The sequence below is a fragment of the Rhodococcus sp. 2H158 genome (genome assembly GCF_053764755.1).
In genome coordinates this window covers 1-25882 of sequence record NZ_JBSNCE010000050.1, presented here as the reverse complement: position 1 = coordinate 25882, position 25882 = coordinate 1, and the positions used below count along the sequence as shown (strand labels likewise).

Sequence of the window (25882 nt, the reverse complement as noted above, 5' to 3'; positions counted from 1 at the left end):
CGCGGAAGGCAAAAGCACCCGCGAGATCATCCGCTGCCTCAAACGTGCCGTTGCCCGCGAAGTCTTCCGCCTGCTCACCACCACCGGAACCCCAAAACCCCTTGACGGAACATAGGAGCATCATCGCGTCGATCCAACCGACGCGATGTGACATTCGGCCACCTACGAACTCAGGCGCCGTAGCCGGGCGGGTACAGCACCGACTTGGTCTCGCAGAACGCCTCGAGACCCTCGGGGCCGTTCTCCCGGCCGATGCCGGAATTCTTGTAGCCGCCGAACGGCGAGCCCGGGTCGAAGGCGTACCAGTTGATGCCGTAGGTGCCGGTGCGCACCCGCGACGCCACCTCGAGGCCCTTCTCGACGTCGGTGGTGTACACCGAGCCGGCGAGGCCGTAGTCGGAGTCGTTGGCGATCTCGACGGCCTCGTCGACGCTGTCGTAGGGGATCACGCACAGCACGGGACCGAAGATCTCCTCGCGCGCGATGGTCATGGAGTTGTCGACGTCGGCGAAGATCGTCGGCTCGACGAACCAGCCCTTGTCGAGCCCGGCGGGCCGGCCGCCGCCGAGCACCAGCCGCGCGCCCTCCTCCGTGCCCTTGGCGATGTAGCCCTCGACGCGGTTGCGCTGCTTCGCGGAGATCAGCGGTCCGAGTTGCGCCGCCGCGTCGTCGGGCATACCGACGGGGAAGAACGCCGCGGTCGCCACCATCTTCTCGACGACCTCGTCGTAGCGCGAGCGCGGCGCCAGGATGCGGGTCTGGCCGACGCAGGCCTGCCCGGTGTTCATCAGGCCCGACATCACGAGCATCGCGACGGTGGAGTCGAGGTCGGCGTCCTCGAGGACGATGGCGGCGGACTTGCCGCCGAGCTCGAGGGAGCAGCGCTTGAGGTTCCGGGCCGCGATCTCGCCGATGTGCTTGCCGACGGCGGTCGAGCCGGTGAAGGTGATCTTGTCGATGTCGGGGTGCGAGACGAGGTACTCGCCGGTCTCGGCGCCGCCCGGGACGAGCGACAGCACGCCCTCGGGCAGCCCGGCCTCGGCGAAGATCTCCGCGACCGCGTTGGTGGTCAGCGGCGACTCGGGCGCGGGCTTGAGGACCACGGTGCAGCCGGCGAGCAGGGCCGGGCCGAGCTTGTTGATCATCAGGAACAGCGGCACGTTCCAGGCGATGACGGCGGCGACCACGCCGACGGGTTCGCGCGTCACCCGGGAGCGTCCGAAGGCGCCGGTGCGCTCCTCCGTCCACGGGAACGAATCGGCAAGTCCCGCATAATAGTTGATGGTCGCCAGGGACGGCGTCACCTGCATCATCTGCACGGAGGCGGGCGGCTGCCCCATCTCGGCGGACAGCGACGCGGCGAGGTCGGCGCTGCGCTCCTCGAGCAGCTTGGCGGCCTTGGCGAGTACCTGGGCCCGCTCGGACGGTGAGGTGCGGGGCCACGGTCCGTCGTCGAAGGCGGCACGGGCCGCGGCGACGGCGGCGTCGATGTCCGCCGGCCCGGCGACCGGCACCGAACCGACGCGTTCCTCGGTGGCCGGCGAGAACACCTCGAGTCGCTCGTCGGTCGACGGGGCGACCCAGCGGCCGCCGATGAACAGCTTGTCGTAGTCGGTCATGTTCTCTTTCCTCAACGGTCCTGGTTTCCTACTGGTCGGATGTCGCTCGGTCGTTGTCGTGCGCGGGGTAGGTGTCGGCGAACCCGGTGAAGCCGTACTGCCGGTGCGGTCCGATCACGGCGACCTCGAACAGTCCGGTGCCGACGGTGTCCGACCCGGCGATCCGGAATCGCGCGAGATGGTCGGTGGGACAGAACATCAGCAGCGCCGGATCGATCTCCCGGACGTCGCGGCGCAGCGCCTGCACGACCAGCTCGCCCTGCCACATGCCGTGCCGCCAGTCCTGTTCGAGTCCGTACCCGGTGCCGATGCCGAGCAGGTTCGGCACCAGCAGTTCGCATTCGACGGTCACCGCCTCGCAGGCGGGCCGGTGGAACGTCAGCGTCGCCCCCGTGACGTTGCGGGTGCCCGGCGCGAACACCAGCCGATGTTCCGGCCGGCCCAGCCATTCGGGCTCGGCGCCGGGCCGGATCCGGACCGCCTCCTCGACCAGCCGGCGGCCGTGGTCGTCCTCCTGCACGATCGTGACGATCGTGTCGTCGTCGAACTGCATCACCGAGTAGATCCAGAAGAACCCGGGCGTGCCCTCGTGGGCCGTGCGCCCGGGCGGTTCGGGTTCCCCGACGGGCCGCACCCCCCACGAGCGGTCGCGGTTGCCGAGCCACGTGCCCGGGTCCACCTGCCGGGTCCGGCCGTCGACGGTGAGGGTGCCCGACCACCGGCCGGTCTGCACGAACCGGGACGTGTCCATGACGACGCGCTCGAGCCGGCGCAGCCGCTGGGGGGTCTCCTCGGTGGCGGGGACGACCCCGTCGAACGTGAGATCGAAGGACAGGTCGGCGGTTTCGGCGCGGCCGGGCTCGAGCACCACCCGCAGCCGCCGCAGCCCCTCGAGCACCTCCACCCGCAGCGGGCCGACGGTGGTGTCGGTGCGATCGGTCCCCAGGGCCCTCGAGGCCCGCACGACGAGGTGGTCGTCGCCGCGGCGCAGCACCGCGAAACCGTCGGCCACACCGAGATTCGGGTACTGGCCCATGCCGACGATCAGGAACAGGTCGGTGGTGTCGGCGGGGTAGCAGTTGAAGTAGTACCGGTCGTAGAAGTTGCGGTCGGACGTGGCGACGCGCCGGATCGGTTCGGCGGTCTGGTGGACGGGGTAGTCGTCCAGGGGGGAGAGGGAACTCACGGCGCCGCCCCCTTCCGGTCGGTGCCGTCGAGCATGGCTTCGAGGGTGGCGCGGTGCATGATCGCGTCGTCGGGATCGCCGGGTGGCTGCGCCTGGCCGAAGTGCACCGCGCGAGTGTGGATGCGCAGCATGATGATCGCGTGCTGCAGCGCCGCGTGGACGGTGTAGAAGTGCAGGTCGCGCGGGACGTGGCCGGTGCGCTGCGCGTACGCGCGGGCGACGTCGTCGAGGCGCAGGAAGCCCGGCAGGCCGGGCAGCCCCGCCGCGGCGGCGATGTCCTCGAAGAACCTGTGCAGGAACGTCATCCAGGCCAGGTCCATCTCGCAGGCGCCGAGGGTGGCCAGCTCCCAGTCGAGCACCGCGACGGGCCGGAAACCGTCGAAGAGGATGTTGCCGATCCGCGCGTCGCCCCAGCACAGCACCGCGGGCGAGCGGTCGTCGGGGCAATGGGCGTCGAGCCAGGCGAGCGCACGTTCGACGAGCGGGGAGCGGGGACCGCCGGTGCGGGTCGTCCACTCGTAGTAGGAGCGCTGCCGGTCCAGGTGCGCCCGGACGGCGTCGGTGACGGTGCCGGCCGGTCCCAGCCCGGCGGCCCCCGGGGCGACGTCGTGGATCCGGGCCAGCACGTCGACGCACGCGTCCTGCATGGCGGCACGCTCGGCGTCGCCGGCCTCGGTGACCCAGGAGCCGAAGTTGTACGGCATGACATCCGGTGGCACCCGGCCCGCCACCCGGGTCATGACGAAGAACGGGGCCCCGAGCGGCGCGGGATCGGGCTCGTACCAGTGCACCGTGGGGACGGGGACGGTGGAGTGCTCGCCGACGGCGCGCATGACCCGGGCCTGACCCTCGAGGTCGTAGGCGGGGAAGACGGGCACGGTGGTGTCGGCGGGGGCGACGCGGGCGACGAGCGGGTGGTCGGTGCCGTCCCAGCGGGCGTCGAACAGCAGCGTCTCGCTGGACATGCCGGTGGTCTCGGGGAGGTGCACGTTCTCGACGACGGGGGCGGTGACCTTGGTGGCGAGCCAGCGCTGCAGGTTCTCGCGGACCTGTCCGGGGTCCCGGCGGGAGTCGCGGGGGCGCGCGACCTCGGCATCGTGGGCGGAGCCGTCCTGGGCGCCGTGCGCCGACGCGTCGGGGTCGATGCTCACGCGCTCTCCTTCCGGCCACCGGGGCTGTGACCTCGAACACTAGAACACGTTACAAGTTTTCGGAAGGGGTCAGCCGAGGTGTGTCCCGAACCAGGCGAGCATGCGGTCGTATGCCTGCGCGGCGGCGTCCGCGTTGTACCGCGGTCCGGTGTCGTTGAAGAACGCGTGGTCGGCGCCGGGGTAGGTGACCACCTCGTGCACCAGGTCCGCGCGCTCGAGGGCGGCGGTCGCCGCGTCCCGCGACGCGTTCACCCGCTGGTCGAGCTCGGCGTAGACCGCGAGGACGGCGGCCCGCGACCCGGCGAAGTCGGCGCCGTCGGGCAGCGGCCCGTAGAACGGGACGGCCGCCGCGAGGCGCGGGTCGCCGGTCGTCAGCAGGAGCCACGTCATGCCGCCGCCGAAGCAGAACCCCACGGCCCCGATGCGCCGGTCGGGCACCCGTCGCGTCAGCTCGTCGATGCCCGAGCGCATGTCCTGGGAGAAGCGTTGCGGCGGAACGGTGCTCAGTGCGGCCGTGGCCTGCGCCGGGTCGGTGAACGACCCCGTGCCCCCCTCCTCGGAGAGCAGGTCGATCGCGAGTGCCGAGTAGCCCGCCCCCGCCAGGCGCCCGGCCACCGACCGGATGTGGTCGTTGAGCCCCTTGTTCTCGTGGACCACGAGCACGGCGCCCCGCGGGTCCGCCGCCGGCGCCCACGCACCCTGCAGCGTCCGCCCGTCCGGGCCGGGGAACGTGATCGCCTCCGTCGCAACGGCATCTGCGCTGCCCGGCGGCGCCACCGGCGACGTCGGGGCCGGAGTGCCCGAGGTCGCTCCCTGAGTTGCGGAAGGCGTTGCGGGCGAGCCGTTCTCGTTCGCGCAGGCGGCGAGCAGCGAGGAGGCCGCGGTGAGGGTGAGTCCCAGCAGCCCCAGCCGTCGCAGCGCCTCGCGGCGGGTGAGCAGACCGTCGGCGTGGTCCACCGCGATCTCCTCGGCGATGTAGCGCTGGAAAGGCGTCATGGCCGCTCCCGTCCCGAGGACACTATCTTCGTATTGTGACGCGACGGGGGCCGCGGTGCGGGCGATTCGCGCCGAAGCTCAGTCCCCGACGGCCAGGATCCCGGCGCCGGTCAGGGTCCCCACGGCGGCGAGCCGCGCCGGCACGATCTCCAGCCCGGTCAGGAACGGCAGCCGCGCGTGCCGGGCCGCGGCCTCGCGCATCGGCCGCCACATCGGCTCCCCGGCCTGCGCGAACCCACCGCCGACCACCACGAGGTCCACGTCGACCAGCGCCGCGGCCGACGCGAACACCTCCCCGAGCGCCGCCCCCGCACGCCCCAGCGCCGCGACCGCGACGGGGTCTCCCGCGCCCGCGGCGCGGGCCAGCGCCGCCCCGTCGGCACCGGACCAGCCGTGCTGCCGCGCCCACCGCACCGCGGCCGGCCCGCTCGCCACGGTCTCGATGCACCCGACACCCCCGCACGCGCACGGGTCGGCGCCCACGCTCGACACCATGTGCCCGATGTGGCCCGCATTGCCCGTCCGGCCCCCGGCGATCCGGCCGCCCAGCACCAGACCGCCGCCGATGCCGGTCGAGACCACAACGCCGACGAGGTCCGTCGCGCCCCGGCCCGCCCCGAGCCGGTGCTCGGCCAGCGCGGCCGCGGCCCCGTCGACCGCGAGCCGCACCCGCGACCGCGGGAACAGGCCGCGCACGGCGTCGACCAGGCCGAACCCGCGTGCCCACTCGCCGATGTTGATCGGCGCCACCGAGCCGGCGCCGGTGTCGACCGGCCCGGCGCTCGCGATCCCCACGGCGGTCACCTCGGCTCCCGCGGCGACCCGCCGCAGCAGCTCCGCGCATGCCGCCCACACGCCGGCCGCGGGCGTCGGCACCGTCCGCGGTGCGGCGAGCGTGCCGTCGGCGCGGACGCGGGCGGCCGCCATCTTGGTGCCGCCGACGTCGAGGGCGAGCGTGACCATCAGCGCCTGCGCAGCACGAGCACCAGGTTGCTGACCAGGAACTCCCGCACCGCGGGGACCCGCACCAGCCACCACGCCCAGCGCGGGTGGTACCGGGGGAACGCGGCCAGCAGCTCGCCGTGCGGCGTCGAACGCGCCCACCGCAGCCCGTCGCCGCAGCCCACCTCGAACAACGAGACCCCGTACCGGTTCTTCGGTTCCCGCCCGTGCCGGCGGGCGTAGCGCCGGGCCGCGTACTCGCCGCCGAGCGCGTGCCACGGGCCGGTCTCGTGCCCGCCGAACGGGCCCCACCACAGGGTGTACGACAGCACCGTCAGCCCGCCCGGCCGCGTCACCCGCAGCATCTCGTCGGCCATCACCCACGGCTGCGCCACGTGCTCGGCGACGTTCGACGAGAAGCACACGTCCACCGATCCCGTGCGCAGCGGCAGCGCGAGGCCCGAGCCACGGATCGACCCGCCCACCGCGAGACCGGCCGCGTGCATCTCCGACGGATCCGGCTCCACCGGCACGTAGCGGGCGCCCGACGCGCCGAACACCTCCGCGAAGTACCCCGGCCCGCCGCCTACGTCGACGACGGTCGTGCCGGTCAGGTCCCGGCCGGTCAGGCCCGCGTACAGATCACCGATCAGTTCCACGGTGTCGCGCGCGAGCGCCCCGTAGAACAACTCGGGGGCGGACTGCTCGTGCCGGAAGTCGCCGAGCAACCCGACGGACCGGCGCAGGGTCGCGCGCCGGGCGAAGGTTCGAGCCACCGGGGGGACGGGCAGGGTCGGAACAACCACGAGGAGCAACCATAGCGGCCACCGCACCGCACTACCCGCTGGTAACCCTCCACCGCGGGTGGCCCCGCACCCGTTAGTGTGTTCCGGGATACAACCGTCGACGACGAACCACAGGGGGTCGCCACGTGCGCGAGGTTCTGTTGCTGTGCTGGCGCGACACCGGGCATCCCCAGGGCGGGGGCAGCGAACGCTACCTCGAACAGGTCGGTGCCCAGCTCGCCGCGCGCGGCATCCGCGTCACCCTCCGCACCGCCGCCTACCCCGGCGCCCCCGACCGCGACGAGATCGACGGCATCACCGTCAGCCGTGGCGGCGGCCGGCTCACCGTCTACCCGCGCGCCCTCGCCGCGATCGCCGCCGGCCGTCTCGGCTTCGGTCCGCTGCGCCACCTCCGGCCCGACGCGGTGATCGACACCCAGAACGGCATCCCGTTCTTCGCCCGCCTCGTCGCCGGCGCGCCCGTGACCGTGCTCGTGCACCACTGCCACCGTGAGCAGTGGCCCGTCGCCGGCCGCGTCATGGCCAGGCTCGGCTGGTGGATCGAGTCCGCCCTGTCTCCGCGTCTGCACCGCGACGACCAGTACCTGACCGTGTCGTTGCCGTCCGCCGACGAACTGATGGCCCTCGGCGTCGACCGGGACCGCATCGCCGTCGTCCGCAACGGCGCCGACGCCGTCCCCGCCGGAGTCGAGCCCGGCGACGAGCACACCCGCACCGCGCACCCCACCGTGTGCGTGCTGTCGCGGCTCGTGCCGCACAAGCAGATCGAGGACGCCCTCGCCGCCGTCGCCGCGCTGCGCGACCGCGTCCCCGGCCTGCACCTCGACGTCATCGGCGGCGGCTGGTGGGAGAGGAACCTGCGCGCGGCCGCCGCGGACCTGGGCATCACCGATGCCGTCACCTTCCACGGCCACGTCGCCGAGGATCGCAAGCACGAACTGCTCTCCCGGTCCTGGGTGCACGTGATGCCGTCGCGCAAGGAGGGCTGGGGGCTGGCCGTCGTCGAGGCCGCGCAGCACGGCGTGCCCACCGTCGGCTACCGCAGTTCGAGGGGACTGACCGACTCGATCATCGACGGCGTCACCGGCGTGCTCGTCGACTCCGCGGACGAGCTCACCGACGCCCTCGCCGACCTGCTCGCCGACGCGGATCGTCGCCGCACCCTCGGCGGCAAGGCCCGGGTGCGGGCCGCCGAGTTCTCCTGGTCCGCGACCGGCGACGGGGTGCACGAGGTGCTCGCCGCGACGGCCGCGGGCCGTCGCGTCTCAGGACTGTTCCCGCGCCCGGCGCAGGCCGCCGTGGTGCTCGCGGCGCCGGGCGGGCCGTCGCAGGACCAGCAGGCTCACGAGCCCGCCTGCTGACACCGTCGCCCACAGCGCGTGCGCGGCGATCGCCGCCGTCCGGTCGTCCGACCGCGTCCCGGCGACCCCCGGCACCCGGTACAGCGACAGCGCGGCATCGGTGAACACCGGCTCGAGCTGCTCGAGCGCGCGGGCCGAGTCGCCGAGGTCCCCGGGCGTGCCGTGCTCGACGAGCACCCAGCCCACGCCGTGGGCCGCGAGGTCGGCCGGCGCCGCCCCGGCCAGCAGCAGGCGCTCCACCTCCGCGGCGCCCCGGCCCTCGCCGGCGACGGTGCCGCCGGCGACGATCAGCTCCCCGGACTGCAGCACGTCCGCGCGCAGCATCCGGGGTGCCGGATCGAGAACCGGTGCGGCGCCACTGAACTCGAATCGCCGGAACATTCCGGCCGGCAACACCGCCACGTCGCCGGCGCCCGCCGGCACCGCCGCCGCGACCCGCTGCCACGCGTCCGGATACTGCACCGGCCGCACCCGCCCGCCCACGCCCCACGCCAGATCCGGAAGGGCCAGCAGCACGGCCAGCACGGCCGCCGTGGCCCAGGCGCCGGCCCGGCCGCCGAACCGCCCGCGCAACGTGCCGACACCTGCCGCGGCAGCCAGCGCGTACAGCGGCACCGCCCACGCCACCCACTTCTGGGTGTCGCGCAGCAGACCCGCGCCCGGCACGTGCACCATCGCCCACGCTCCGGCCCGCAACCCCGTCCCCGTCGCCGCGAGGGCCGGACCGAGCACCGCGACCGCCGCCAGCGCCGTCAGCACCCCCAGCACCGGGTTGCGCCGGCGCCGCCACAGCGCCGGCACCCCGCACGCCACCACCAGCAGCAGCGCCGCCGTGCCGACCAGTGCCCACACCGTCGCCCGCGAACCGGGCACCGCGTCGGCGTTCCAGATGCCCCCGAGCCCCGCCACGCTGCCGAGCGTGCCCAGCGCGGGCTCGGCCCGCGCCGCGAATGCCCGCACCCCCGCCGGATCCGACCCGTCGCCCGCGCCGCCGGACACGGCCGTCGCCACCAGCCACGGCGCCGCCGCCGCAGCCGCCAGCGCCACCGCGCCCGCGAGACGGGGAAGCAGCGGGGACCGCCCGCCCGGGGCGGCCAGCACTGCCAGCGCCGTCACCGACGCCAGCAGCGCGCCCGTCGGCGTCAGCCCCGCCGCGCCCAGGCACACCGCCAGCGACGCCCACCCGGAGCGGGCACCCCGTCGCACCGCCACCGACGCCACCACCGTCCACGGCAGCGCCGCGTAGCCCACCAGCAGGCTCCAGTGCCCCTGCAGCAGCCGCTCCGCCACGTACGGGTTCCACACGAACACCGTCGCCGCCACCAGCCGCGCCGGCAGCCCGGCCGCCGGCAACAGCACCGCCACCAGGCGCGCGCCGCCCCAACCGGCCGCCCACAGGGCGCCGGTGAGCAACGCCGTCACCACCACACCGCCGTCCACCACCGCACTCGCCGTCGCCAGCAACGCGTCCTGCGGCACCGCCCGCGCCGCCGCATCGGTCAGACCCAGCGCCGAATCCGTCAGGAAGGACCGCGGGGTGCTCACCGCGTCGCGCAACAGCAGGTAACCGGGGGAGGTGAGCAGCGGCCCGAGCACCACGACCACCAGGGCGAGGCTGTAGAGGGCCGGGACAGCGGGACGCAGCGACACCGGCCTGGGCATGGCCGCACAATACCCACCCCGCCCCGGCACCCCGGTCCGGATCCGGTGCCTCGCCGCCCGCGCCCGGCGGCGTGCAACCATGGTCCGATGCCGCGACCTGAGACGCCGCGCTCGGCCACCGGAACCACCGTCGCCGGGATGACGATGGTGACCGCCGGGGCCATGACCGCCAACCTGGCCTCCTACCTGCTGCACCTGCCGGCCGCCCAGTGGCTCGGCCCGGCGGGGTACGGCGAGTTCGCCGGCCTGCTGGCCGCCCAGTTGGTGCTGGCCGTGCCGGCGCTCGCCCTGCAGACGGTCGTCGCCCGGGAGACCGTGCTCGGTGCCGGCACCGCGTCCCTGCGCCGTCTCGGGTACCGCTGCGCCGGCCTCGCCGGGTTCGTCGCGCTGGCCGTCGTGCCGCTCGTCGCGTGGGCCCTCGACACCAGCGTCGCCGGTGCCCTCGGCTCGCTCGTCACCGCGCCCCTGCTGGTGCTGCTCGCCGCCGAGCAGGGCCTGCTGCAGGGGCGGGGACGGTTCGGCGCGCTCAGCGTCGTCCTCGCCGCGGCCGGCGTGGCGAAGGTCGTGCCCGCCGTCGCGGTGCTCGCCGTCGGCGGCGGACCGGGGGCGGCGCTGTTCGCCGGGGCGGTCGGCACCGGGTTCGTCGCGGCCGGGGCCGCCGCACTCGTGTCGCGCTCTCCGGCGGGACGGGAGTCCGGTGCCGCCCCGGCGGTCGGCGTGTCCGCGGTGCTGCGCGCCTCCCAGGTGCAGCTGGCGCTGATCGCCCTGACGTCACTGGACCTGCTGCTCGCCCGCGCCGTGCTCGACCCGGAGGATGCCGGGCTGTACGCGCTCGGCGCCGTCGCGACGAAGGTCGCGTTCTGGCTGCCGCAGGCCGTCGGGGTGGTGCTGTACCCGCGGATGGCCAACCCCGTCCAGTCCGCGGCCGCCGTCCGGTCCGCCCTGGCCGTCCTCGTCGGGATCGGCGCGGTCCTCGTCGCCGGCGCGGCGGTGTGTGCGCCGCTGGTGCCGCTGCTCGTCGGCGACGCGTACGCCCCGGTGCAGTCGCTGCTGTGGCTGTTCGCGCTGCAGGGCGCGTGCCTGGCGGTACTGCAGGGGGCACTGCTGTCCGCGATCGCGGGCGAGCGCACCCATCTCGCCGCCGTCGCGTGGGCCGGCCTCGCGGTGGAGGCCACCCTCATGCTCACCGTCGCGTCCACCACCCGGCAGTTCGTGCTCGTCGCCGTGGCCGTCGCGGCCGTCACCGCCACGGTGGTCTCCGTGCTGGCGGTCCGCGCGGCCCACCCCGCGGGGCCGAATGTGACAGCTGTTCGATCCAACTGACCCCGTGTGACATTCGGTCGCCGCGGGCGGAACGATCGCACCCACGAAAACGCCGATGCCCCTCCCCGAACGGATCGGGGAGGGGCATCGGCGCTCGTGCCTACTGCTGCGGCGGTTCCTTGCGCAGGTCGGTGCGCGGGATCTCCTGCGTCTGGTCGGTAGTCCAGTCCCGCTGCTGCGGGGGAGCGTCCGTGCGGGGGATCTCCTCGGTGCGGTCGCTGGTCCAGTCGCGCTGCGCCGGCGCGGCATGGGCCGGGCCGGCCGGGTCGGTCGGGCCACCCGTCGCGGCGACGGGACGGCCGGTGCGGCCGCTGCCGCCGCGCAGGCCGAGCACGATGCCGGCGATCAGGGAGATCAGACCGAGGATGCCGAGGATGATCGGCACGGTGCGACCGAAGAGGTTGAGGGTGTCGATGCCGTTCTTGGCCTGCTCCACCTGGAACTCGATGGTGTCCTCGTTGAACGGCAGGCTCACCTGCAGCACCGTCACCTCGGGACGGCTCGCCTCGCGGGCGTAGTACTGGTACTGCTGCTCCTGGCCCTTGATGACGACGCCGGTCTCCGGCTCGACCCACAGGTCACGGACGTTGGTGTACCACCGGGTCATGGTCACCGGCGTCTCGCCGCCCTCGACGCCCCACGTCGACGCGGGCAGGCTCAGCTTGTAGGTCGGCACCGACGGATCGACCGTGGAAAGGTCGATCGGCCCGACCTCGTGCCGGAAGTGGTAGACCTTGACGCCGTTGATCTCGGTCTCTTCGATGTAGTCGATCGGGAACGTCTCGCGCGCGTTCAGATCGAAGTACGGGTACGACTTCTGCTCGGTGCCGAACGGGAAGCGGTACTGCAGGCCGTCGCGGTTCGGGATCTCCGCCGGCGGCGCCGTCGCCGAGGTCTGGATGGTGCTGACCGCGTCCGGGTTCTCCTCCTGGGTGACGGGCATGCCGCTGACCCGGTCCACGGTGACCCGGTCGACGGTGGCGGACACCAGGCCCGTGTCACCCTGCATGTCCAGGCGACGGACCGTCTGGCCGGCCTGCAGGGTCATGATGTCGGCGTCCGACGGCTCCTCCACGGTGACGAACCGCTGCGCCACGATCGGCACGTCGGTGTCGACCTGCGCCCGCCCCGACAGCAGTGCCCGCGCGTTGAGGATGTCGCCGGTGCCCTCGGCGACCGTGGTCACCTCGAGATCCAGCGGCGTCTTGGCGAGCTTGCCGACGGTATAGGTCGGGATCAGTATCGCCGCCACAATAAGGAAGGCGCCCAGGCCCACCAACGCCAATGCCAGTTTCCGGCCCGAGCCCGAACGCTCAGCCATGCTGTGTCTCCTCACTCAACGGTTCCATCGAGTACCCCCACCGGCAGCCGGTCTGCACGGATCGCCTGGCATCCGGCTCGCGAATACCACGTGAGCCCAGACACTAACAGGGCAGCCGCCCGGCGCGCGCCACCGCGCGGACTCGAGATCCCGGCTTCCCCGCCACGACCCCACCGGGCAGACTGTCCTCGATGACCAGCACCGCCCCGCCCGTCGCCCCGGCTCCCGCGATCTCCGGATTCCTGCCGGCGCTCGAGGGCATGCGCGGATTCGCCGCCGTCGGTGTCCTGATCACGCACGTGGCGTTCCAGACCGGGGCGGTGCACGATCCGGTGCTCGGCCGCATCTGGGGCCGGTTCGACCTGGCCGTCGCGCTGTTCTTCGCGCTGTCGGGCTTCCTGTTGTGGCGGCCGCACGCGGCGGCCGCGCGTGGTCTCGGGGCCGCGCCGCCCGCGGGGCGTTACCTGCTGTCCCGGGCCACCCGCATCCTGCCCGCCTACTGGGTGGTGGTGTGCGTCGTGCTGCTCCTGCTGCCCGAGGCGGGCAGCGGCTGGCGGCTGTGGCTGGCGAACCTGACCCTGGTGCAGGTGTTCGTGCCGCTGAGCCTCACCGAGGGACTGACCCAGATGTGGAGCCTGTCCGTGGAGGTGGCCTTCTATCTGTTGCTGCCGCTGTTCGCCGCGGCGCTCGCCGGGCTGCGTGGCGACCGGGCCCGGTTCCGCGTCCCGCTGCTGCTCGCCGTGAGCGCGCTGTCGCTGGTGTGGGCGTGGCTGCCGGTCCCCACCCCGGGCCACATCAACCACGACAACTGGCTGCCGGGTTATCTGCCGTGGTTCGGCGCCGGCATGCTGCTCGCCGAACTCGTGTCGGGCGAACGGACCTGGGTGCACCGGCTCGCCTCCCACCGGGTGCTCATGGCGGTGATCGCCGTGGCCGCATTCGCGTTGTCCACCACGTCCCTCGGTGGGCCGGAGGGGCTCGTGACGCTCGATCCGTGGCAGTACAACGGCAAGATCCTCCTCGGCGCGATGATGAGTTTCGCGTTGCTGGCGCCGCTCGTTCTCGCGCCACGCGCCGAGCACCGCATCCTGGCGAGCGGGCCGGCGCTGACTGTGGGCCGATGGTCGTACGGCATCTTCATCTGGCACCTGGCGGTGCTGTCCATCGTCTTCCCGGTTTTCGGGCTCATCCCGTTCCAGGGCGACTTCTGGTTCGTGCTCGCGGTCACGCTGGTGCTGAGCATCGCCGTCGCGTCGGTCAGCTACGCGCTCGTCGAGGAGCCGGTGCGCCGGGAGGTCAGGCGCCGCCAGCGCCGGGTCGCCTCCACCGCAGAACGCGTCGCAGACTCCGCCGCGCCCTGAGCGAGACCGGCAGCGCCGCGAGCCCCAGCGCGACGAGCCCGCACAGCGCGGCGAACTGGATCGCGAACGAGTGCCCGACGTAGCCGCCCGGCGCTCGCCACGGCCCGGTGGACAGCAATGCCATCGCCGTCATGGTGGCGGCCCCGGTCACGACGACGAGCGTGCGGGCGGCCACGTCGCGGCCCCAGCGCGCGCCCACCGCCACGATCGCCACCGCCGCGACGATCGTCGTCGCCGCGCCCACCGCACCGGCCGCGAGCGTCGCGACGGCCAGCACGCCGGCGAAGCCGACGGTGGTACTGCCCCAGACCCGTGGCGGCGGCCCCGGGTCGGCGACGGGGCGCCGGCGCGGCCACGCCGCGAGCGCGAACAGCGGCAGCAGCAGGAGCAGACCGCCGAAGATGCCGAGGCGGTACCAGCGGTCGGTGGCGAACTCGAGCGTCACGGTGCCACCCACCCCGGCGGGCACGACCCAGCCCTGCTGCCAGCCGTCGACCACCACGGGCGTCAGTTCGGTGCCGTCCGCGGCCGTGGCGACCCAGCCGACGTTGGTGCTCTCCGGCACGACGACGATCCGCTCCCGCTCGGCCGCAGGCACCTCGAGCTCGCGCAGGTTCTCCGTCCAGGTGCCGACGGCGAGCTCGGTGGGTTCGGGCGACGGCGGGCTCACGGCGCCGGGCACCGGCAGCCGCAGCGTCCCGACGGTGAACGCCTGGCCGGGGTCCATCTCGACGTCGACGTGCCCGGCGGGCAGCGGCGCGACGGTCTCGTCGCACAGGGTGGCGGGCACCTCGACCCCCGCGGCGAGGTCCGCGACGGTCGCGGTGACCGACGTCCGGTAGGTGCGGCCGTCGACGGTCAGCACGGGCCCGGCGTCGCACCCGACGGTGACCTGCCGCTCGTACACCGGGTCCTGCGGGCCGATCGGCCCGTCCGGGCCGAGCACGGTCACCTCCGCCAGTCCCGGCGGGCCGACCTTGGCGAAGCCGAGCACGGTCTGGTCCAGCACGTCGTCCCAGCCGACCAGGCCGAGCACCACCCGGTCCGTGACGTACGGTTCGAGATCGATTGTCGCCGTTGACGATTCGACGTCGCGCACCTGCGGGCCGTTGCCGAGGTCGACGGCGATGCGGGTCGGCCGCGCCGGCAGCGGTCCCGGGCTCGGCGCCACCTCGAGGCCGGTGACCAGCTGCGGGGACGGCAGGTCGAGCGTGAGGGTCGGTCGCGGTGCCCCGGGCCGCACCGCCTCCTCCGACGCCGTCCACGTCGTCCGCGGATCACCGTCGGTGGCGGCGAACGCGGAGCCCTGCAGGTCCACGACGTCGGCGGCGCCGCGGGCGACCACCCGGTCCGGCAGCGCGGCGACCTCGGCGAGCGCCGGGCCGGGCCGTCCCCGCACCCACGGCTGCGGCGCCACCGACGTCGCGTCGGGCACCGACAGGGTGCGGGTGAAGACATTCGGCTCCTCGGGTGCGACGGCCAGGCCCCGCGCGCACCGCACCCGGTCGGGCGTGTCGACGCAGCTGCCGCGGCCGGGCAGTTCCTGACCGAGGTTCCAGCCCCGCACGGCGGCCCCGGCGGCGACGTCCGGCAGCACGATGCGCTGCCGGATGTCGACGGGCCGGGGGGTGTCCCGGTCGGTGAAGTCGTCCACCGCCACCTCGGTCAGCCCGAACTGGTTGCCCACGGATCCGTCCTCGGTGCGGGTGGAGGTGATCCGGATCCAGGTCGTCCGTCCGAGCGGCAGCGCCACCGTCTGCTCCCGGCCGGGCTTCTCGACGCGCACGGCGGTGCTGCCGCGGTCGGTGGTCACCTCGAGCCATTTCACCGGCGTGCCGATCGCGCCGGGGCTGGTGCTCAGCCGGAGCAGCCCGGCCTCGATGGGCCGGTCGAGGTCGAGCTGCAGCCATTGCCCGACCGCGGACTCGAGGCCGTTGCTGTGCCAGCCGGTGGTCGGGTCGCCGTCGACGGTGGCCGCCGGCCCGCTGCCGACGGAGGTGCCGCCGAGCTGGGTGGCGTCCGACGCGGAGCTGGACACGCTGATCCGCGCGCCCTCCCACTCGGCGCGCACGAGGTCGGTGTCCGGCACCGGGTAGTCCGGCACGAGGTTGTAGGTGCGCCGCGGGTCGCCGGCCGCGCGGATCGCCGAGCTGTGGTGGTCGACCTGGCCGTAGTCGGTCTCCCGGTCGGTGGGGGTGTCGGTGACGACGACGTCGTCGACGGGCAGGCCGGCCCGGCTCGCGTCGGCCGCGAGCAGCGCGGGGCCGGTGTTCCCCGGCTCGGCGTCGTCGAGCCGCAGCAGAGCCTCGGGACCGCCCTGTACGCGGGGAACGGTGGCCGCGTCCACCGCGTACGGGCCGACGGGCGCGCCGGGCACGTCCACGCGGTAGATCTCGATCGCCCGGTAGGCCGGTCGCAGGTCGGAGTCGGCGGTGAAGCCCTCCTCGAAGTTCCGGGTGATCTCGTTGCCGAACTCGGCGACCCGCACAAACCCGGGGGAGCCCTCGATCGCGCGGTGCACGAGCACCGGCCGCGCCGACGGCGACGTCTCCGGGTCGAGGTCGTTGCGGATCACCACGTAGCCGATGCCCTGGCCGCGCAGCGTCGCCGCCAGGCCGGGGGTGGGCCGGCCGTCGGCGATGTGCCGCTGCACCGCGTCCAGGGCCCGGATCGCGCCGGGCGGCACGAGCGGCACGGCGTCGCGGGAGGCCCACGGCGTCGACGCGAGCGGCTGGATCGGCTCGTCGCGGGTCAGGCCCCAGATCTGGCTGCCGAACGGGGCGCCCGGCACGATCAGCGCGCGTTCCCCGCGGGCCGAGGTGTGCTCGTCGAGCCACGCGGCGGTCTCGTGCCAGTATCCGGGCACCGCGTCGTAGGCACCGCGCGGGGCGAGCCGGCCGGTCCACGCGAGCGACGTCGCGAGGGTCAGCGCCACGAGGATCAGGGTGGTGAACGCGACCATGGGCTGGCGTTCGGGGTGGGCGAACGCGGTCCGGGCCTGCCGCCACGGCACCGCGCCGGGCAGCGGCACCCGGCGCAGCAGGTGCGCGAGCCCGAGCACGAGCGGCAACCGCACCAGCGGCTCGAGCTTGTGCACGTTGCGCAGCGGGGCGCCGGCCGAATCCAGGAAGAATCGCACCTGCTCGGCGATCGGCGAGCCGAGTTCACCGACGTACCCGGCGGCCAGCCCGGCGATGCCGGCGAACAGGATCAGCGTCCACCGCCCCCGGGCGGGCATCGACCGCATCGCCAGCCCCGCGAGGCCCGCGGCGGCGAGCAGGCCGGTGACGAGGACCGCCGCGGGCTGGGTGACGAGCACCGCGCCGGCGATGCGCTCGGGGGAGACGAACGGGGTCCAGCTGTCGGTGCCGCGCAGCACCTCCGCCAGCGACGTCCACTGGGTGGTCACCCCGGACGATTCGATGTAGTCCAGGAACGGGGGACTGACCCGGCCGAGCAGCAGCAGCGGCACGACCCACCACAGCACCGCGACGACGCAGCTCGGGATCCACCACAGCGTGAACCGCCACCACCGCCGATTCGGGCGGTGCGCGATCCACCACAGCCCGGCGACGAGGCACGCGGCGACGGTAGCGACGGCGTTGATCGCGCCCATGAGGGCCACCGCGACGGCGGACTGCGCGGCGAGCTGCGGTGCTCGCCGCCGGTGCGGGAGCGCTCGGTCGCCGTCGAGGTAGCGCACGAGCGGCAGCAGCACCCACGGCGCCAGCATCATCGGCAGCGTCTCCGACGAGATGGATCCGAGGGTGGTCAGCACGCGGGGGGAGAGTGCGAATGCCGCCGCGGCGATCAGCCGGGAACCACGGTTGCCGACGCCGAGCGCCTCGGCGAGCCGCACCACGCCCCAGAACCCGGCGAGCAGCAGCAGCGCCCACCACACCCGTTGGGTGATCCACGGGGGGACGTGCAGGAGCTGGCCGACGGCGAAGAAGGAGCCGTGCGGGAAGAAGTACCCGTACGCCTGGTTCTGTACCTGGCCGAGCGGGGCGAGGCTGCTCCACTGGTGGGCGGCGCGGGTGAGGAACCCGAGGGGGTTCTGGGTCAGGTCGTACTTGGTGTCGGCGACGATCAGGCCGGGGGCCTGCGCGAACGCCAACAGCAGCGACACCACGGCGGCCCCGTACAACCACCGCCTGGAGAGGGGGTCGGCTGACGGTGCCCCACCGGGGTGGGGCACCGCGCCGTGGGAAGTGCGTGAACTCGTCGCGTGGATGGCGCCGTCAGCGGCTGCCGTACTCAACCTGGTTCAGCAGGGAGGAATCGGCGTTGCCGCTGCGGTCGACCTCCGGGCGGGTGTTCTCCTGAACCGCCGCCGTGACCCCGAACACCGCCACGGCGCCGAGGACGGCGCCGATCGCCGCGCTGACCAGGCCCGGGCCCAGGAACTTCGCCATACCCATCTCCCCATCGTCCGTCGTCGGCTTCCGTGTGCAGCCGACATTCGTCGTGCGCGACGGTGCCGGAACCCGCCCGGCGTCGTTGCGCTCCGCGTCAAGGTATCACCCGCACGGGTGCGACTGTGGCCTGCTCCACTCGCGGCGGCCTAGAGGCCGAGCACACCGAGCAGCGTGCGCAGCTTCGCGGTGGTCTCGTCGAGTTCGGCCTGCGGATCGGACGCCGCGACGATGCCCCCGCCGCCCCACGCGAGGGCCCGCCTGCCGTCGGCGCTGAGCTCGGCGCAGCGGATCGCCACCAGCCAGTCCCCGTCGCCGTCCCCGTCGCACCACCCCACGGCGCCGCCGTAGAAGCGACGGTCGCCCTCCGTGCTGCGGATCGCCGCGAGCGCGGCCTCGGTGGGCGTGCCGGCCACGGCCGGCGTCGGGTGCAGTGCCGCGGCCAGCGTCAGGGCGTCCGTCCGGGAGTCGCGCAGGGTGGCGGTGATCGGGGTGGCCAGGTGCCATACGTCGCTCGTGGCGGTCAGCACGGGCGTGCCCGGGATCTCCAGCTCGCTGCACAGCGGGGTCAAGCGGGAGCGGATCCACTCGATGACGAACGCGTGCTCGGCGAGGTTCTTCGCCGAGGCGAGCAGCTGCCGGCCCGCCTCACGGTCGGCGCCGGGGTCGGCGCAGCGGGCGGCGGTGCCCGCGAGCGGACGGCACGTGACGGCGTCGCCGCGTCGGCTGACCAGCAGTTCGGGCGTCGCGCCGACCAGGGTGTGGCCGCGGTACCGCTCGCCGGCGGCGCTCAGATCCGCCGCGTAGACGTGGGCGGTGGGGTGACGCTCGGCCATCCGGGCCGCGAGGGCGAGCGGGTCGACGGGCGTCTCGGAGACGAGCGTGACCGAGCGCGCGGCGACGACCTTGTCGAGTTCGCCGCGGCCGAGCCGGTCGCGCAGCGCCGCGACCCGCGCGACGTGCTGCTGCGGCGCCGGGGTTTGCGCGGCGATCCGCACCGCCGGCAGGGCGGGCAGGGCGTCCGGTGGCTGCCACGCCGCGTCGGTCACGTCGGCGGTCTCCGGCTGGGTCAACGCGGCGGGGCGCTCGGGATCGAAGGGCAGCGCGCCCACGATCAGGTCGGCCTCGCCGCGGCGCAACGCGAGGGACGCCTCGGCGACGTCGGTGAATCGGCGGCGCGTCCCGGTGGTGTGCACGGTGCGATCGGCGCGGGAGAGCAGGAAACCGTCCATGGTGGGTCGACGATATCCCCCGCCCGCGCCCGGTACGCGCCGCGGCTAGCGTCCCGGGGGGACGATCAGCACGGGCCGATGGCTGTGGCGCAGCACGTGGTCGGCCACCGACGACTGCAGCAGCGAGCGCAGGCCCGTGGTGCCGCGGGTGCCGGTGACGATGATGTCGACGTTCAGCTCGTCGGCGGCCTCGACGATCGCGGTCCACACGGCACTGACCACCTCGAGGGTGCGGCCCTCCGCGTCGAGGCCGGCGGAGCGGGCCAGTTCGAGTCCCTCGGCGTTGATCACCTTCGCGTCGGTGAGGGCCACGTCCTCGGTTTCCTCGTCGGGTACCCACTCCGGCTGCATCACCCCCGACAGCCCGGACATGCGGGCGGCCTGACGGACCATCGGTTCCCAGGCCGTGACGACGACGGCGCGGCACGAGGCGAGGAAGCGCCCCGCGTACCGCACGGCCCGCTTGGCGTTCTCGGAGCCGTCGTAGGCGATGAGGATGAGATCTGCGGGCATCACGAGTCCCCTGCTGTCGTGGCGGTCCTTGGGGGGCACTTTACCCGTCGCCGCGGGTCGTCGGGGCAGGCACGGCGGTGGTCGGCTACCGTCGGTGGCCATGCGGATCCGTCACACCCTCACCGTCGCGGTCGCGGCTGTCCTCGCCGTCGCCGGGTGCGGGGGACAGGACGCGCCCCGGACTTCGGAGCCCACGGCCGCCGCGACGTCGCAGGCCACGTCGACCGTCGCACAGTCGCCGTCGCCCGCCCCGATGGCGACGGCGTCTCCCGCATCGTCCTGCGGCGACGAGCTGCTCGCGTCGCTGACGGTGCGGCAGCGGCTCGCCCAGCTGCTCAACGTCGGTGTCACCGGCACCGCCGACGCCCTCGAGGCGGTGCGGTCCGAACAGATCGGCGGGATCTTCGTCGGCAGCTGGACCGACGTGTCGATGCTGGCAAACCGGGAGATCCCGCAGGTGGTGGCGGCGAGCCGGCTGCCGCTGATGGTCACCATCGACGAGGAGGGCGGCCGGGTCTCGCGCGTGGGGGCGCTGCTCGGCCCCGATCCGTCGGCGCGGGTGACGGCGCAGACGATGACCGTCGAGGAGACGTACCGGATGGCGCTCGAGCGGGGCCGCGAGCTCCGCGAGCTGGGCGTCACCGTCGACTTCGCGCCGGACGTGGACGTGAGCAGTCAGCCGGACGACTCGGTGATCGGCGACCGCTCCTTCTCCGACGATCCGCAGGTGGTGGTGCAGTATGCCGGCGCCTATGCGCGGGGCCTGCGCGACGCGGGAATCCTGCCGGTGCTCAAGCACTTCCCGGGCCACGGTTCGGCGTCGGGCGACTCGCACACCGGTGCGGTCACCGCGCCGCCGCTCGACCAGCTGCAGCAGGTGGACCTGGTGCCGTACCGGGAACTCGTGGATTCCGGGGTCGCGGTGATGCTCGGGCACCTCGACGTGCCGGGGCTGACCGAGGGACTGCCGGCGAGCATCAGCCCGCAGGCGGTGCAGTTGCTGCGGTCCGGAACCGGTTACGGCGCCCCGCCGTTCGACGGGGTGGTCTTCACCGACGACCTGTCGGGCATGCGGGCCATCACCGACACGTACGACATCACCGAAGCGGTGCAGGCGGCGCTCGCCGCCGGGGTGGACCAGGCGTTGTGGCTGACCACCGACGACGTCCCGCGGGTGCTCGACCATCTCGAACAGGCGGTGGCGACGGGAGCGCTGCCGGCCGCGCGGGTGGACGACGCGGTGCGCACCGTGGCGCGCGCCAAGGGCGCGCTGGACTGCTGAATCGGCGTCGGAAACCAGCTCCTTACTCTAGAGTAAGGAGCTGGGAGCATCGGGACTTGGAGGAGACATGGCCGGCGGTACGAAGCGACTGCCTCGCGCGGTGCGGGAACAGCAGATGCTGGACGCCGCCGTGGAGGTCTTCTCCGAGAACGGGTTTCACAATACCTCGATGGACGCCATCGCGGCCCGGGCCCAGATCTCCAAGCCGATGCTCTACCTGTACTACGGCTCGAAGGACGAACTGTTCGCCGCGTGCATCAGCCGGGAAGGGCAGCGGTTCGTCGAGGCCCTGACGCCCGCCGGTGATCCCGGGCTCACGCCGCGCGATCAGCTGCGGGTGGCGCTCGAGTCGTTCCTCGGGTTCGTCGACGCCCACCGCAACTCGTGGATGGTGCTCTACCGCCAGGCGATGTCCCAGCAGGCGTTCGCCGGACAGGTGCGCAGCAGCCGGGACCGGCTCATCGAGCTCACCGCGCACCTGCTCGAGTCGAGCACACGCGACCCGGAGCCGGGAACCGACTTCGCCATCATGGCGGTTGCGCTCGTCGGCGCCGGTGAGGCCGTCGCCGACCGCATCGCCGGCGGCGAGATCGACGTGGAGAAGGCCGCCGATCTGCTCGAGAACCTGGCCTGGCGCGGTCTGGCCGGCAAGAAGCGCACCGACCACCAAGGCTGAGCAGCCCGCGGCTCCGCCGGGGCCGTCCCGGAGACGACCCCGACGGGGGCCGGGGGTCCTTCCGCCGGATGGGGGTCGGCAGGAAGGGGCGAGCGCCCGGACGGTGTCCGGGCGAGCCGGTGCGGCTGCCCGCTACAGCGATGCCGCCGCGCGACGACCCGCGACGTCGCCCAGCGCGACGGACTCGTCCGCGAGCGCGGCACGATCGACCGCCGCGCCGGCGGCAACGAGCTGCCGCACGATGCGGATGTCCTTCGGGCGGCCAAGGGCGATCGCCCCGACCAGCCGGTCGCCGCGCAGCGCGAGGGCCGTGAAGTCCCGGCCCTCGATCGACCCGCGCACCACGTAGTCGTCGTCGTGGCGGGACCAGCCGGCGAACTGCAGGTTGTGCCCGTACTGGTTGGACCAGCCCCACGGCACCTCCGCGGCGCCGAGCGGCCGACCGAGGACGGACTTCGCGGCGGCGATGCCCTGGGCCCGGGCGCTGTTCCAGTTCTCCGTGCGGTGCCGGCCGCCGAGCACCGGGTTGGGCTGCTCGATCACGTCGCCCGCGGCGTACACCCCGGCGGCGGAGGTGCGGTAGGCCTCGTCGACGACGATGCCGTCGCCGACGGTCAGCCCGGCCGCGCGGGCGAGCGCGGTGTCCGGCACCGAGCCCACCGCGACGAGGGCGGCGCCGGCCGTCCAGGCGCGCCCGTCCTCGGCGGTGGCATGCACCCCGTCGTCGTCGCCGGTGAGGGAGCGCAGCGCGACGCCGGTGTGGACGGGCACGTCGCGTTCGGCGTGCAGGCCGACGTACATCTCCGCGACGGCGGGCGGCACGATGCGGGCGAGCGGCAACGGCGCGCTCTCGAGCACGGTGACCTCGGCTCCCAGTTCCCTTGCAGTGGAGGCGACTTCGCAGCCGATCAGGCCGGCGCCGACGACGAGGAGTGAGCGGTGCGCCTCGATCGCGGCCCGCAGCGGGGCGACGTTCTCGGCCGTGCGCAGGCTCAGCACCCTGTCCCCGCCGTCGTGGTCCAGGTGGCGGGCGCGGGCGCCCGTCGCCAGGATCACCGCGTCGTAGTCGAGAATCTCGTTGTCCCACAACCGGAGCCGGCGGCGTAGTGGGTCGAGTTCGACGACGCGGGTTTCGGTGCGCAGTTCGATGTCGTGGTCGGACCAGTAGCCGGCCGGTTCGAGCTGTGCCCGCTCCGCGGCGATGCTGCCGGCGAGCAGGTCCTTCGACAGCACCGGCCGCCGGTAGGGCAGCGCGGCCTCCTCGCCGATCAGCACGATGCGTCCGGCGAAGCCCTCCTTGCGCAGGGTCTGTGCGGCGGTCGCGCCGGCCACCCCGGTGCCGACGACGACGATCGTCTCGGTCATGTCCGGCTGACCTCGACCATCTCGAAGTCGGACTTGGCGGCGCCGCAGTCCGGGCAGGACCAGTCGTCGGGGATCTCGTCCCACCGGGTGCCGGGGGCGATGCCGTCCTCCGGCCAGCCCTCGGCCTCGTCGTATTCGAATCCGCACTGCAGGCAACGGAACAGCTTGTAGTTCGTGGTCATGTCAGCGTCCTTCGAAGTCGATCTTCTCGCGGACCCCGCAGTCGGGGCAGCACCAGTCGTCGGGAATCGCGTCCCAGGGGGTGCCGGCGGGGAAACCCTCGCGGGGCGCGCCTGCGGTCTCGTCGTAGGCGTAGTTGCACACCGGGCACTCGTAGGCGGCCATCACTGCGCCCCGTACTCGGCGAGGACCTTGCCGCGCTTGCTCGGCTGGATGTTGGCGCGGGTGATGTCGCCGTCGTAGTGCTCGACGACGCGGTGGTCCATCACCTTGCGCCACAGCGGCGGGATGTAGGCGAGCCCGATCATGCTCGCGTAGCCGCTGGGCAGGTTGGGGGCGCCGTCCATGCTTCGCAGGGTCTGGTAGCGGCGGGTCGGGTTCGCGTGGTGATCGCTGTGCCGCTGCAGGTGGTACAGGAAGATGTTGGTGACGATGTGGTCGGAGTTCCAGCTGTGCGCGGGGGTGCAGCGCTCGTACCGGCCGGTGGCGGTCTTCTGCCGCAGCAGCCCGTAGTGCTCGAGGTAGTTCACCGTCTCGAGCAGGGAGAAGCCGTAGACGGCCTGCAGGATCAGGAACGGGATGATCACCGGGCCGAACACCGCGACGAGCACACCGAACAGGACCACCGACATCGCCCACGCGTTGAGGACGTCGTTACGCAGGGTCCACGGGCTCTTGCCGAGACGCTGCAGGCGGGTCTTCTCGAGTTCCCACGAGGACTTCAGGCTGCCCCACACGCTGCGCGGCAGGAACGTCCAGAACGATTCGCCGAAGCGGGCCGAAGCCGGGTCCTCCGGGGTCGACACCCGCACGTGGTGGCCGCGGTTGTGCTCGATGTAGAAGTGGCCGTAAAAGGTCTGGGCCAGGGTGATCTTCGACAGCCACCGTTCGAGGTCGTCCTTCTTGTGGCCGAGCTCGTGGGCGGTGTTGATCCCGACGCCACCCATCACGCCGACGCTGAACGCCAGGCCGATCTTCGAGATCAGCCCCAGGCCGCCGTCGATCCCCAGCCAGGACAGGTTCCCGGTCGACCACAGGTAGCAGGCGAAGACGAGACTGGCCAGCTGGAACGGGATGTAGGCGTAGGTGCAGTACCGGTAGTACTTGTCGTTCTCGAGCATCTCCATCACCTCGTCCGGCGGGTTCTGCCCGTCGGGGCCGAAGAACCGGTCGAGGATCGGCAGCAGCACGTACACCAGCAGGGGACCGATCCACCACCACATCGGCGAGATCGCGCTCCAGCCGAGTTGGTTGAATCCCCAGACCAGTGCGGTCGCGAGGAAGATCGCCGTGGGCGGGATCAGCCCCATGAGCCACAGATACCGCTTGCGATCGCGCCACTGTTCCACCGGCGCCTGCGCGTACCGCCCGATGTCCGACGTCGTCACCGTTCGACCTCCCTGTCCCGTGAAGCGTCCAGTTCGAGGAGCCGGTATGAGCCAGCTCACTGTGATGTGGACAGTACAGGAGTTGTGGTCTCGGCGGTAGACAAAGAGCCGTAATTTGTAAAACTCTCGTCGGGTCGATAGCGCTCACTCGGCCTCGCCGTCGACGCCGGCTCCTTTACAGGTGGGGGTTGCACCGCTAATCTACAACCAAATGGTTGTAGATCGGATTGGTGAAGACGCGGTGGACGAGTTGTTCCACGCCCTGGCGGACGCCACCCGGCGGGACATCCTGCATCGCTGCGCGCGGACCGCGGCGTCGGTGTCGCGGCTGGCCGAGGCCTATCCCATGAGCTTTGCCGCGGTGCAGAAGCACGTGGCGGTGCTCGAACGGGCCGGACTCGTCAGGAAGGAACGACGCGGACGGGAGCAACTCGTGCACACCGACCCGGACGCGATCGAAACGGCTCGGCGGGTGCTCGACCAGCTCGAGGGCGCCTGGCGGGAACGAGTGGATCGGATGTCCGCCCTGCTCACCGAGGAACCGGATCCGGCCCGGAACGACCCGAGGAAAGGACGACAACGATGAGCGTGACCAGCGTCGAGAAGGACTTCGACACCCTGACCCTGACCTTGATCGCCGACTTCCACGCACCGCTCGAACGGGTGTGGCAGTTGTGGGCCGACCCCCGGCAGCTGGAGCGGTGGTGGGGACCGCCGACCCACCCGGCGACCGTCGAGCAGCACGATCTGGTCCCGGGTGGCACCGTCACCTACTTCATGACCGGTCCCGAGGGGGACAAGTACCGAGGCTGGTGGAACGTCACAGCGGTCGAGTCGCCCGAGTCCCTGGAATTCACCGACGGGTTCGCCGACGAGGACGGGACGCCGAACCTCGAGATGCCGACCACCACGGTGCGGATGCAGCTCGTCGAGCACGACGGCGGCACCCGGATGCGGATTCGTTCCGCGTTCGCGTCCCGGGAGCAGATGGAGCAACTGGCCGGCATGGGCATGGAAGAAGGCCTGCGGCTCGCCGTCGGCCAGATGGACGCTCTACTCGCCGGCTGATCCCGCCGAGCTCGCCCCCGCCCCCGTCCCCGCCC

Annotated in this window: 23 protein-coding genes; 7 read left to right on the top strand and 16 right to left on the bottom strand. The window is 73.2% G+C overall.

The genetic code is table 11. The annotated features are described in order from the left end of the window. Nucleotides 1-170: 170 nt before the first annotated feature. The 6 genes from ACWPOB_RS28110 to ACWPOB_RS28085 all read right to left on the bottom strand — a co-directional run bounded on the left by ACWPOB_RS28110 (nucleotide 171) and on the right by ACWPOB_RS28085 (nucleotide 6670). Nucleotides 171-1619, bottom strand: a complete 1449-nt coding sequence (locus ACWPOB_RS28110; RefSeq protein WP_100056978.1) for an aldehyde dehydrogenase — start codon at nucleotides 1617-1619, stop codon at nucleotides 171-173. A 28-nt stretch (nucleotides 1620-1647) separates the two neighbouring features. Then, nucleotides 1648-2805 (bottom strand): hypothetical protein, encoded by a 1158-nt coding sequence (locus tag ACWPOB_RS28105; protein WP_455402818.1) that lies wholly within the window; start codon nucleotides 2803-2805, stop codon nucleotides 1648-1650. Then, nucleotides 2802-3956 carry a phosphotransferase family protein gene (locus ACWPOB_RS28100; protein ID WP_455402817.1) on the bottom strand — a complete coding sequence of 385 codons (1155 nt, stop codon included), beginning with the start codon at nucleotides 3954-3956 and terminating at the stop codon, nucleotides 2802-2804. Before ACWPOB_RS28100 ends, ACWPOB_RS28105 begins: the two co-directional genes overlap by 4 nt. 69 nt (nucleotides 3957-4025) lie before the next feature. After that, nucleotides 4026-4952: a dienelactone hydrolase family protein gene (locus tag ACWPOB_RS28095; RefSeq protein ID WP_455402816.1), complete on the bottom strand. Its 927-nt coding sequence runs from the start codon at nucleotides 4950-4952 to the stop codon at nucleotides 4026-4028. 78 nt (nucleotides 4953-5030) lie between these two features. Continuing rightward, nucleotides 5031-5915 (bottom strand): ROK family protein, encoded by an 885-nt coding sequence (locus ACWPOB_RS28090; RefSeq protein WP_455402815.1) that lies wholly within the window; start codon nucleotides 5913-5915, stop codon nucleotides 5031-5033. Next, nucleotides 5915-6670 carry a class I SAM-dependent methyltransferase gene (locus tag ACWPOB_RS28085; RefSeq protein ID WP_455402819.1) on the bottom strand — a complete coding sequence of 252 codons (756 nt, stop codon included), beginning with the start codon at nucleotides 6668-6670 and terminating at the stop codon, nucleotides 5915-5917. Before ACWPOB_RS28085 ends, ACWPOB_RS28090 begins: the two co-directional genes overlap by 1 nt. Before the next feature lie 155 nt (nucleotides 6671-6825). Between ACWPOB_RS28085 and ACWPOB_RS28080 the strand changes: the two genes are divergently transcribed. Next, nucleotides 6826-8061, top strand: coding sequence for a glycosyltransferase family 4 protein (locus tag ACWPOB_RS28080; protein ID WP_455402814.1), 1236 nt, complete (start codon nucleotides 6826-6828; stop codon nucleotides 8059-8061). On the opposite strand, the gene ACWPOB_RS28075 is transcribed toward ACWPOB_RS28080, so the two are convergent. After that, the gene (locus ACWPOB_RS28075; protein WP_455402813.1) at nucleotides 7966-9723 is read right to left on the bottom strand and encodes a hypothetical protein; all 1758 of its coding nucleotides are present in this window, start codon (nucleotides 9721-9723) and stop codon (nucleotides 7966-7968) included. The two genes, ACWPOB_RS28080 and ACWPOB_RS28075, sit on opposite strands and share 96 nt — an antisense overlap. A gap of 87 nt (nucleotides 9724-9810) precedes the next feature. Here ACWPOB_RS28075 and ACWPOB_RS28070 point away from each other — a divergent pair, with 87 nt between their 5' ends. Beyond that, nucleotides 9811-11046 carry a polysaccharide biosynthesis protein gene (locus ACWPOB_RS28070; RefSeq protein WP_455402812.1) on the top strand — a complete coding sequence of 412 codons (1236 nt, stop codon included), beginning with the start codon at nucleotides 9811-9813 and terminating at the stop codon, nucleotides 11044-11046. A 100-nt stretch (nucleotides 11047-11146) separates the two neighbouring features. On the opposite strand, the gene ACWPOB_RS28065 is transcribed toward ACWPOB_RS28070, so the two are convergent. Further along, nucleotides 11147-12367, bottom strand: coding sequence for a DUF3068 domain-containing protein (locus ACWPOB_RS28065; RefSeq protein ID WP_100058611.1), 1221 nt, complete (start codon nucleotides 12365-12367; stop codon nucleotides 11147-11149). 191 nt (nucleotides 12368-12558) lie between these two features. Between ACWPOB_RS28065 and ACWPOB_RS28060 the strand changes: the two genes are divergently transcribed. After that, nucleotides 12559-13728 (top strand): acyltransferase family protein, encoded by a 1170-nt coding sequence (locus ACWPOB_RS28060; protein WP_455402811.1) that lies wholly within the window; start codon nucleotides 12559-12561, stop codon nucleotides 13726-13728. Here the strand turns inward: ACWPOB_RS28060 and ACWPOB_RS28055 are convergent. From ACWPOB_RS28055 to ACWPOB_RS28040, 4 genes are all read right to left on the bottom strand, one after another. After that, complete coding sequence (locus tag ACWPOB_RS28055; RefSeq protein WP_455402810.1) at nucleotides 13664-17860, bottom strand: alpha-(1->3)-arabinofuranosyltransferase domain-containing protein; 4197 nt, start codon at nucleotides 17858-17860, stop codon at nucleotides 13664-13666. The two genes, ACWPOB_RS28060 and ACWPOB_RS28055, sit on opposite strands and share 65 nt — an antisense overlap. Before the next feature lie 109 nt (nucleotides 17861-17969). Beyond that, nucleotides 17970-18143 carry a DUF2613 domain-containing protein gene (locus ACWPOB_RS28050; RefSeq protein WP_006940271.1) on the bottom strand — a complete coding sequence of 58 codons (174 nt, stop codon included), beginning with the start codon at nucleotides 18141-18143 and terminating at the stop codon, nucleotides 17970-17972. A 149-nt stretch (nucleotides 18144-18292) separates the two neighbouring features. Then, nucleotides 18293-19375 (bottom strand): isochorismate synthase, encoded by a 1083-nt coding sequence (locus tag ACWPOB_RS28045; protein WP_455402809.1) that lies wholly within the window; start codon nucleotides 19373-19375, stop codon nucleotides 18293-18295. A gap of 45 nt (nucleotides 19376-19420) precedes the next feature. Then, nucleotides 19421-19888, bottom strand: a complete 468-nt coding sequence (locus ACWPOB_RS28040; RefSeq protein WP_100058626.1) for a universal stress protein — start codon at nucleotides 19886-19888, stop codon at nucleotides 19421-19423. Nucleotides 19889-19988: 100 nt separating this feature from the next. Here ACWPOB_RS28040 and ACWPOB_RS28035 point away from each other — a divergent pair, with 100 nt between their 5' ends. Both ACWPOB_RS28035 and ACWPOB_RS28030 read left to right on the top strand, forming a co-directional pair. After that, nucleotides 19989-21170: a glycoside hydrolase family 3 N-terminal domain-containing protein gene (locus ACWPOB_RS28035; protein WP_455402808.1), complete on the top strand. Its 1182-nt coding sequence runs from the start codon at nucleotides 19989-19991 to the stop codon at nucleotides 21168-21170. A 67-nt stretch (nucleotides 21171-21237) separates the two neighbouring features. Continuing rightward, nucleotides 21238-21846: a TetR/AcrR family transcriptional regulator gene (locus ACWPOB_RS28030; RefSeq protein ID WP_006940279.1), complete on the top strand. Its 609-nt coding sequence runs from the start codon at nucleotides 21238-21240 to the stop codon at nucleotides 21844-21846. Nucleotides 21847-21978: 132 nt separating this feature from the next. Here ACWPOB_RS28030 and ACWPOB_RS28025 read toward each other — a convergent pair whose 3' ends face one another. From ACWPOB_RS28025 to ACWPOB_RS28010, 4 genes are read right to left on the bottom strand one after another with little or no spacing between them, the layout of a single operon-like run. After that, on the bottom strand, nucleotides 21979-23211 hold the full coding sequence (locus tag ACWPOB_RS28025; RefSeq protein ID WP_455402807.1) for an NAD(P)/FAD-dependent oxidoreductase: 1233 nt from the start codon (nucleotides 23209-23211) through the stop codon (nucleotides 21979-21981). Further along, on the bottom strand, nucleotides 23208-23393 hold the full coding sequence (locus ACWPOB_RS28020; RefSeq protein WP_006940282.1) for a rubredoxin: 186 nt from the start codon (nucleotides 23391-23393) through the stop codon (nucleotides 23208-23210). The genes ACWPOB_RS28025 and ACWPOB_RS28020 overlap by 4 nt, the downstream gene beginning before the upstream one ends. A gap of 1 nt (nucleotide 23394) precedes the next feature. Continuing rightward, a complete protein-coding gene (locus ACWPOB_RS28015) occupies nucleotides 23395-23556 on the bottom strand; it encodes a rubredoxin (RefSeq protein ID WP_100057553.1) in 162 nt (53 codons plus the stop codon). After that, nucleotides 23556-24779 carry a fatty acid desaturase gene (locus ACWPOB_RS28010; protein ID WP_455402806.1) on the bottom strand — a complete coding sequence of 408 codons (1224 nt, stop codon included), beginning with the start codon at nucleotides 24777-24779 and terminating at the stop codon, nucleotides 23556-23558. Before ACWPOB_RS28010 ends, ACWPOB_RS28015 begins: the two co-directional genes overlap by 1 nt. 211 nt (nucleotides 24780-24990) lie before the next feature. Between ACWPOB_RS28010 and ACWPOB_RS28005 the strand changes: the two genes are divergently transcribed. Further along, nucleotides 24991-25365, top strand: coding sequence for an ArsR/SmtB family transcription factor (locus ACWPOB_RS28005; RefSeq protein WP_100057555.1), 375 nt, complete (start codon nucleotides 24991-24993; stop codon nucleotides 25363-25365). After that, nucleotides 25362-25847, top strand: coding sequence for an SRPBCC family protein (locus ACWPOB_RS28000; protein ID WP_100057556.1), 486 nt, complete (start codon nucleotides 25362-25364; stop codon nucleotides 25845-25847). The genes ACWPOB_RS28005 and ACWPOB_RS28000 overlap by 4 nt, the downstream gene beginning before the upstream one ends. Nucleotides 25848-25882 lie beyond the last annotated feature (35 nt).

Bases quoted from the DNA above. Each gene is read 5' to 3' on its own strand.
- ACWPOB_RS28015 (WP_100057553.1), bottom strand. From the start codon at position 23,556: ATGGCCGCCTACGAGTGCCCGGTGTGCAACTACGCCTACGACGAGACC.
- ACWPOB_RS28095 (WP_455402816.1), bottom strand. From the start codon at position 4,952: ATGACGCCTTTCCAGCGCTACATCGCCGAGGAGATCGCGGTGGACCAC.
- ACWPOB_RS28000 (WP_100057556.1), top strand. From the start codon at position 25,362: ATGAGCGTGACCAGCGTCGAGAAGGACTTCGACACCCTGACCCTGACC.
- ACWPOB_RS28070 (WP_455402812.1), top strand. From the start codon at position 9,811: ATGCCGCGACCTGAGACGCCGCGCTCGGCCACCGGAACCACCGTCGCC.
- ACWPOB_RS28060 (WP_455402811.1), top strand. From the start codon at position 12,559: ATGACCAGCACCGCCCCGCCCGTCGCCCCGGCTCCCGCGATCTCCGGA.
- ACWPOB_RS28030 (WP_006940279.1), top strand. From the start codon at position 21,238: ATGGCCGGCGGTACGAAGCGACTGCCTCGCGCGGTGCGGGAACAGCAG.
- ACWPOB_RS28005 (WP_100057555.1), top strand. From the start codon at position 24,991: ATGGTTGTAGATCGGATTGGTGAAGACGCGGTGGACGAGTTGTTCCAC.
- ACWPOB_RS28110 (WP_100056978.1), bottom strand. From the start codon at position 1,619: ATGACCGACTACGACAAGCTGTTCATCGGCGGCCGCTGGGTCGCCCCG.
- ACWPOB_RS28025 (WP_455402807.1), bottom strand. From the start codon at position 23,211: ATGACCGAGACGATCGTCGTCGTCGGCACCGGGGTGGCCGGCGCGACC.
- ACWPOB_RS28050 (WP_006940271.1), bottom strand. From the start codon at position 18,143: ATGGCGAAGTTCCTGGGCCCGGGCCTGGTCAGCGCGGCGATCGGCGCC.
- ACWPOB_RS28035 (WP_455402808.1), top strand. From the start codon at position 19,989: ATGCGGATCCGTCACACCCTCACCGTCGCGGTCGCGGCTGTCCTCGCC.
- ACWPOB_RS28075 (WP_455402813.1), bottom strand. From the start codon at position 9,723: ATGCCCAGGCCGGTGTCGCTGCGTCCCGCTGTCCCGGCCCTCTACAGC.
- ACWPOB_RS28090 (WP_455402815.1), bottom strand. From the start codon at position 5,915: ATGGTCACGCTCGCCCTCGACGTCGGCGGCACCAAGATGGCGGCCGCC.
- ACWPOB_RS28040 (WP_100058626.1), bottom strand. From the start codon at position 19,888: ATGCCCGCAGATCTCATCCTCATCGCCTACGACGGCTCCGAGAACGCC.
- ACWPOB_RS28020 (WP_006940282.1), bottom strand. From the start codon at position 23,393: ATGACCACGAACTACAAGCTGTTCCGTTGCCTGCAGTGCGGATTCGAA.
- ACWPOB_RS28065 (WP_100058611.1), bottom strand. From the start codon at position 12,367: ATGGCTGAGCGTTCGGGCTCGGGCCGGAAACTGGCATTGGCGTTGGTG.
- ACWPOB_RS28045 (WP_455402809.1), bottom strand. From the start codon at position 19,375: ATGGACGGTTTCCTGCTCTCCCGCGCCGATCGCACCGTGCACACCACC.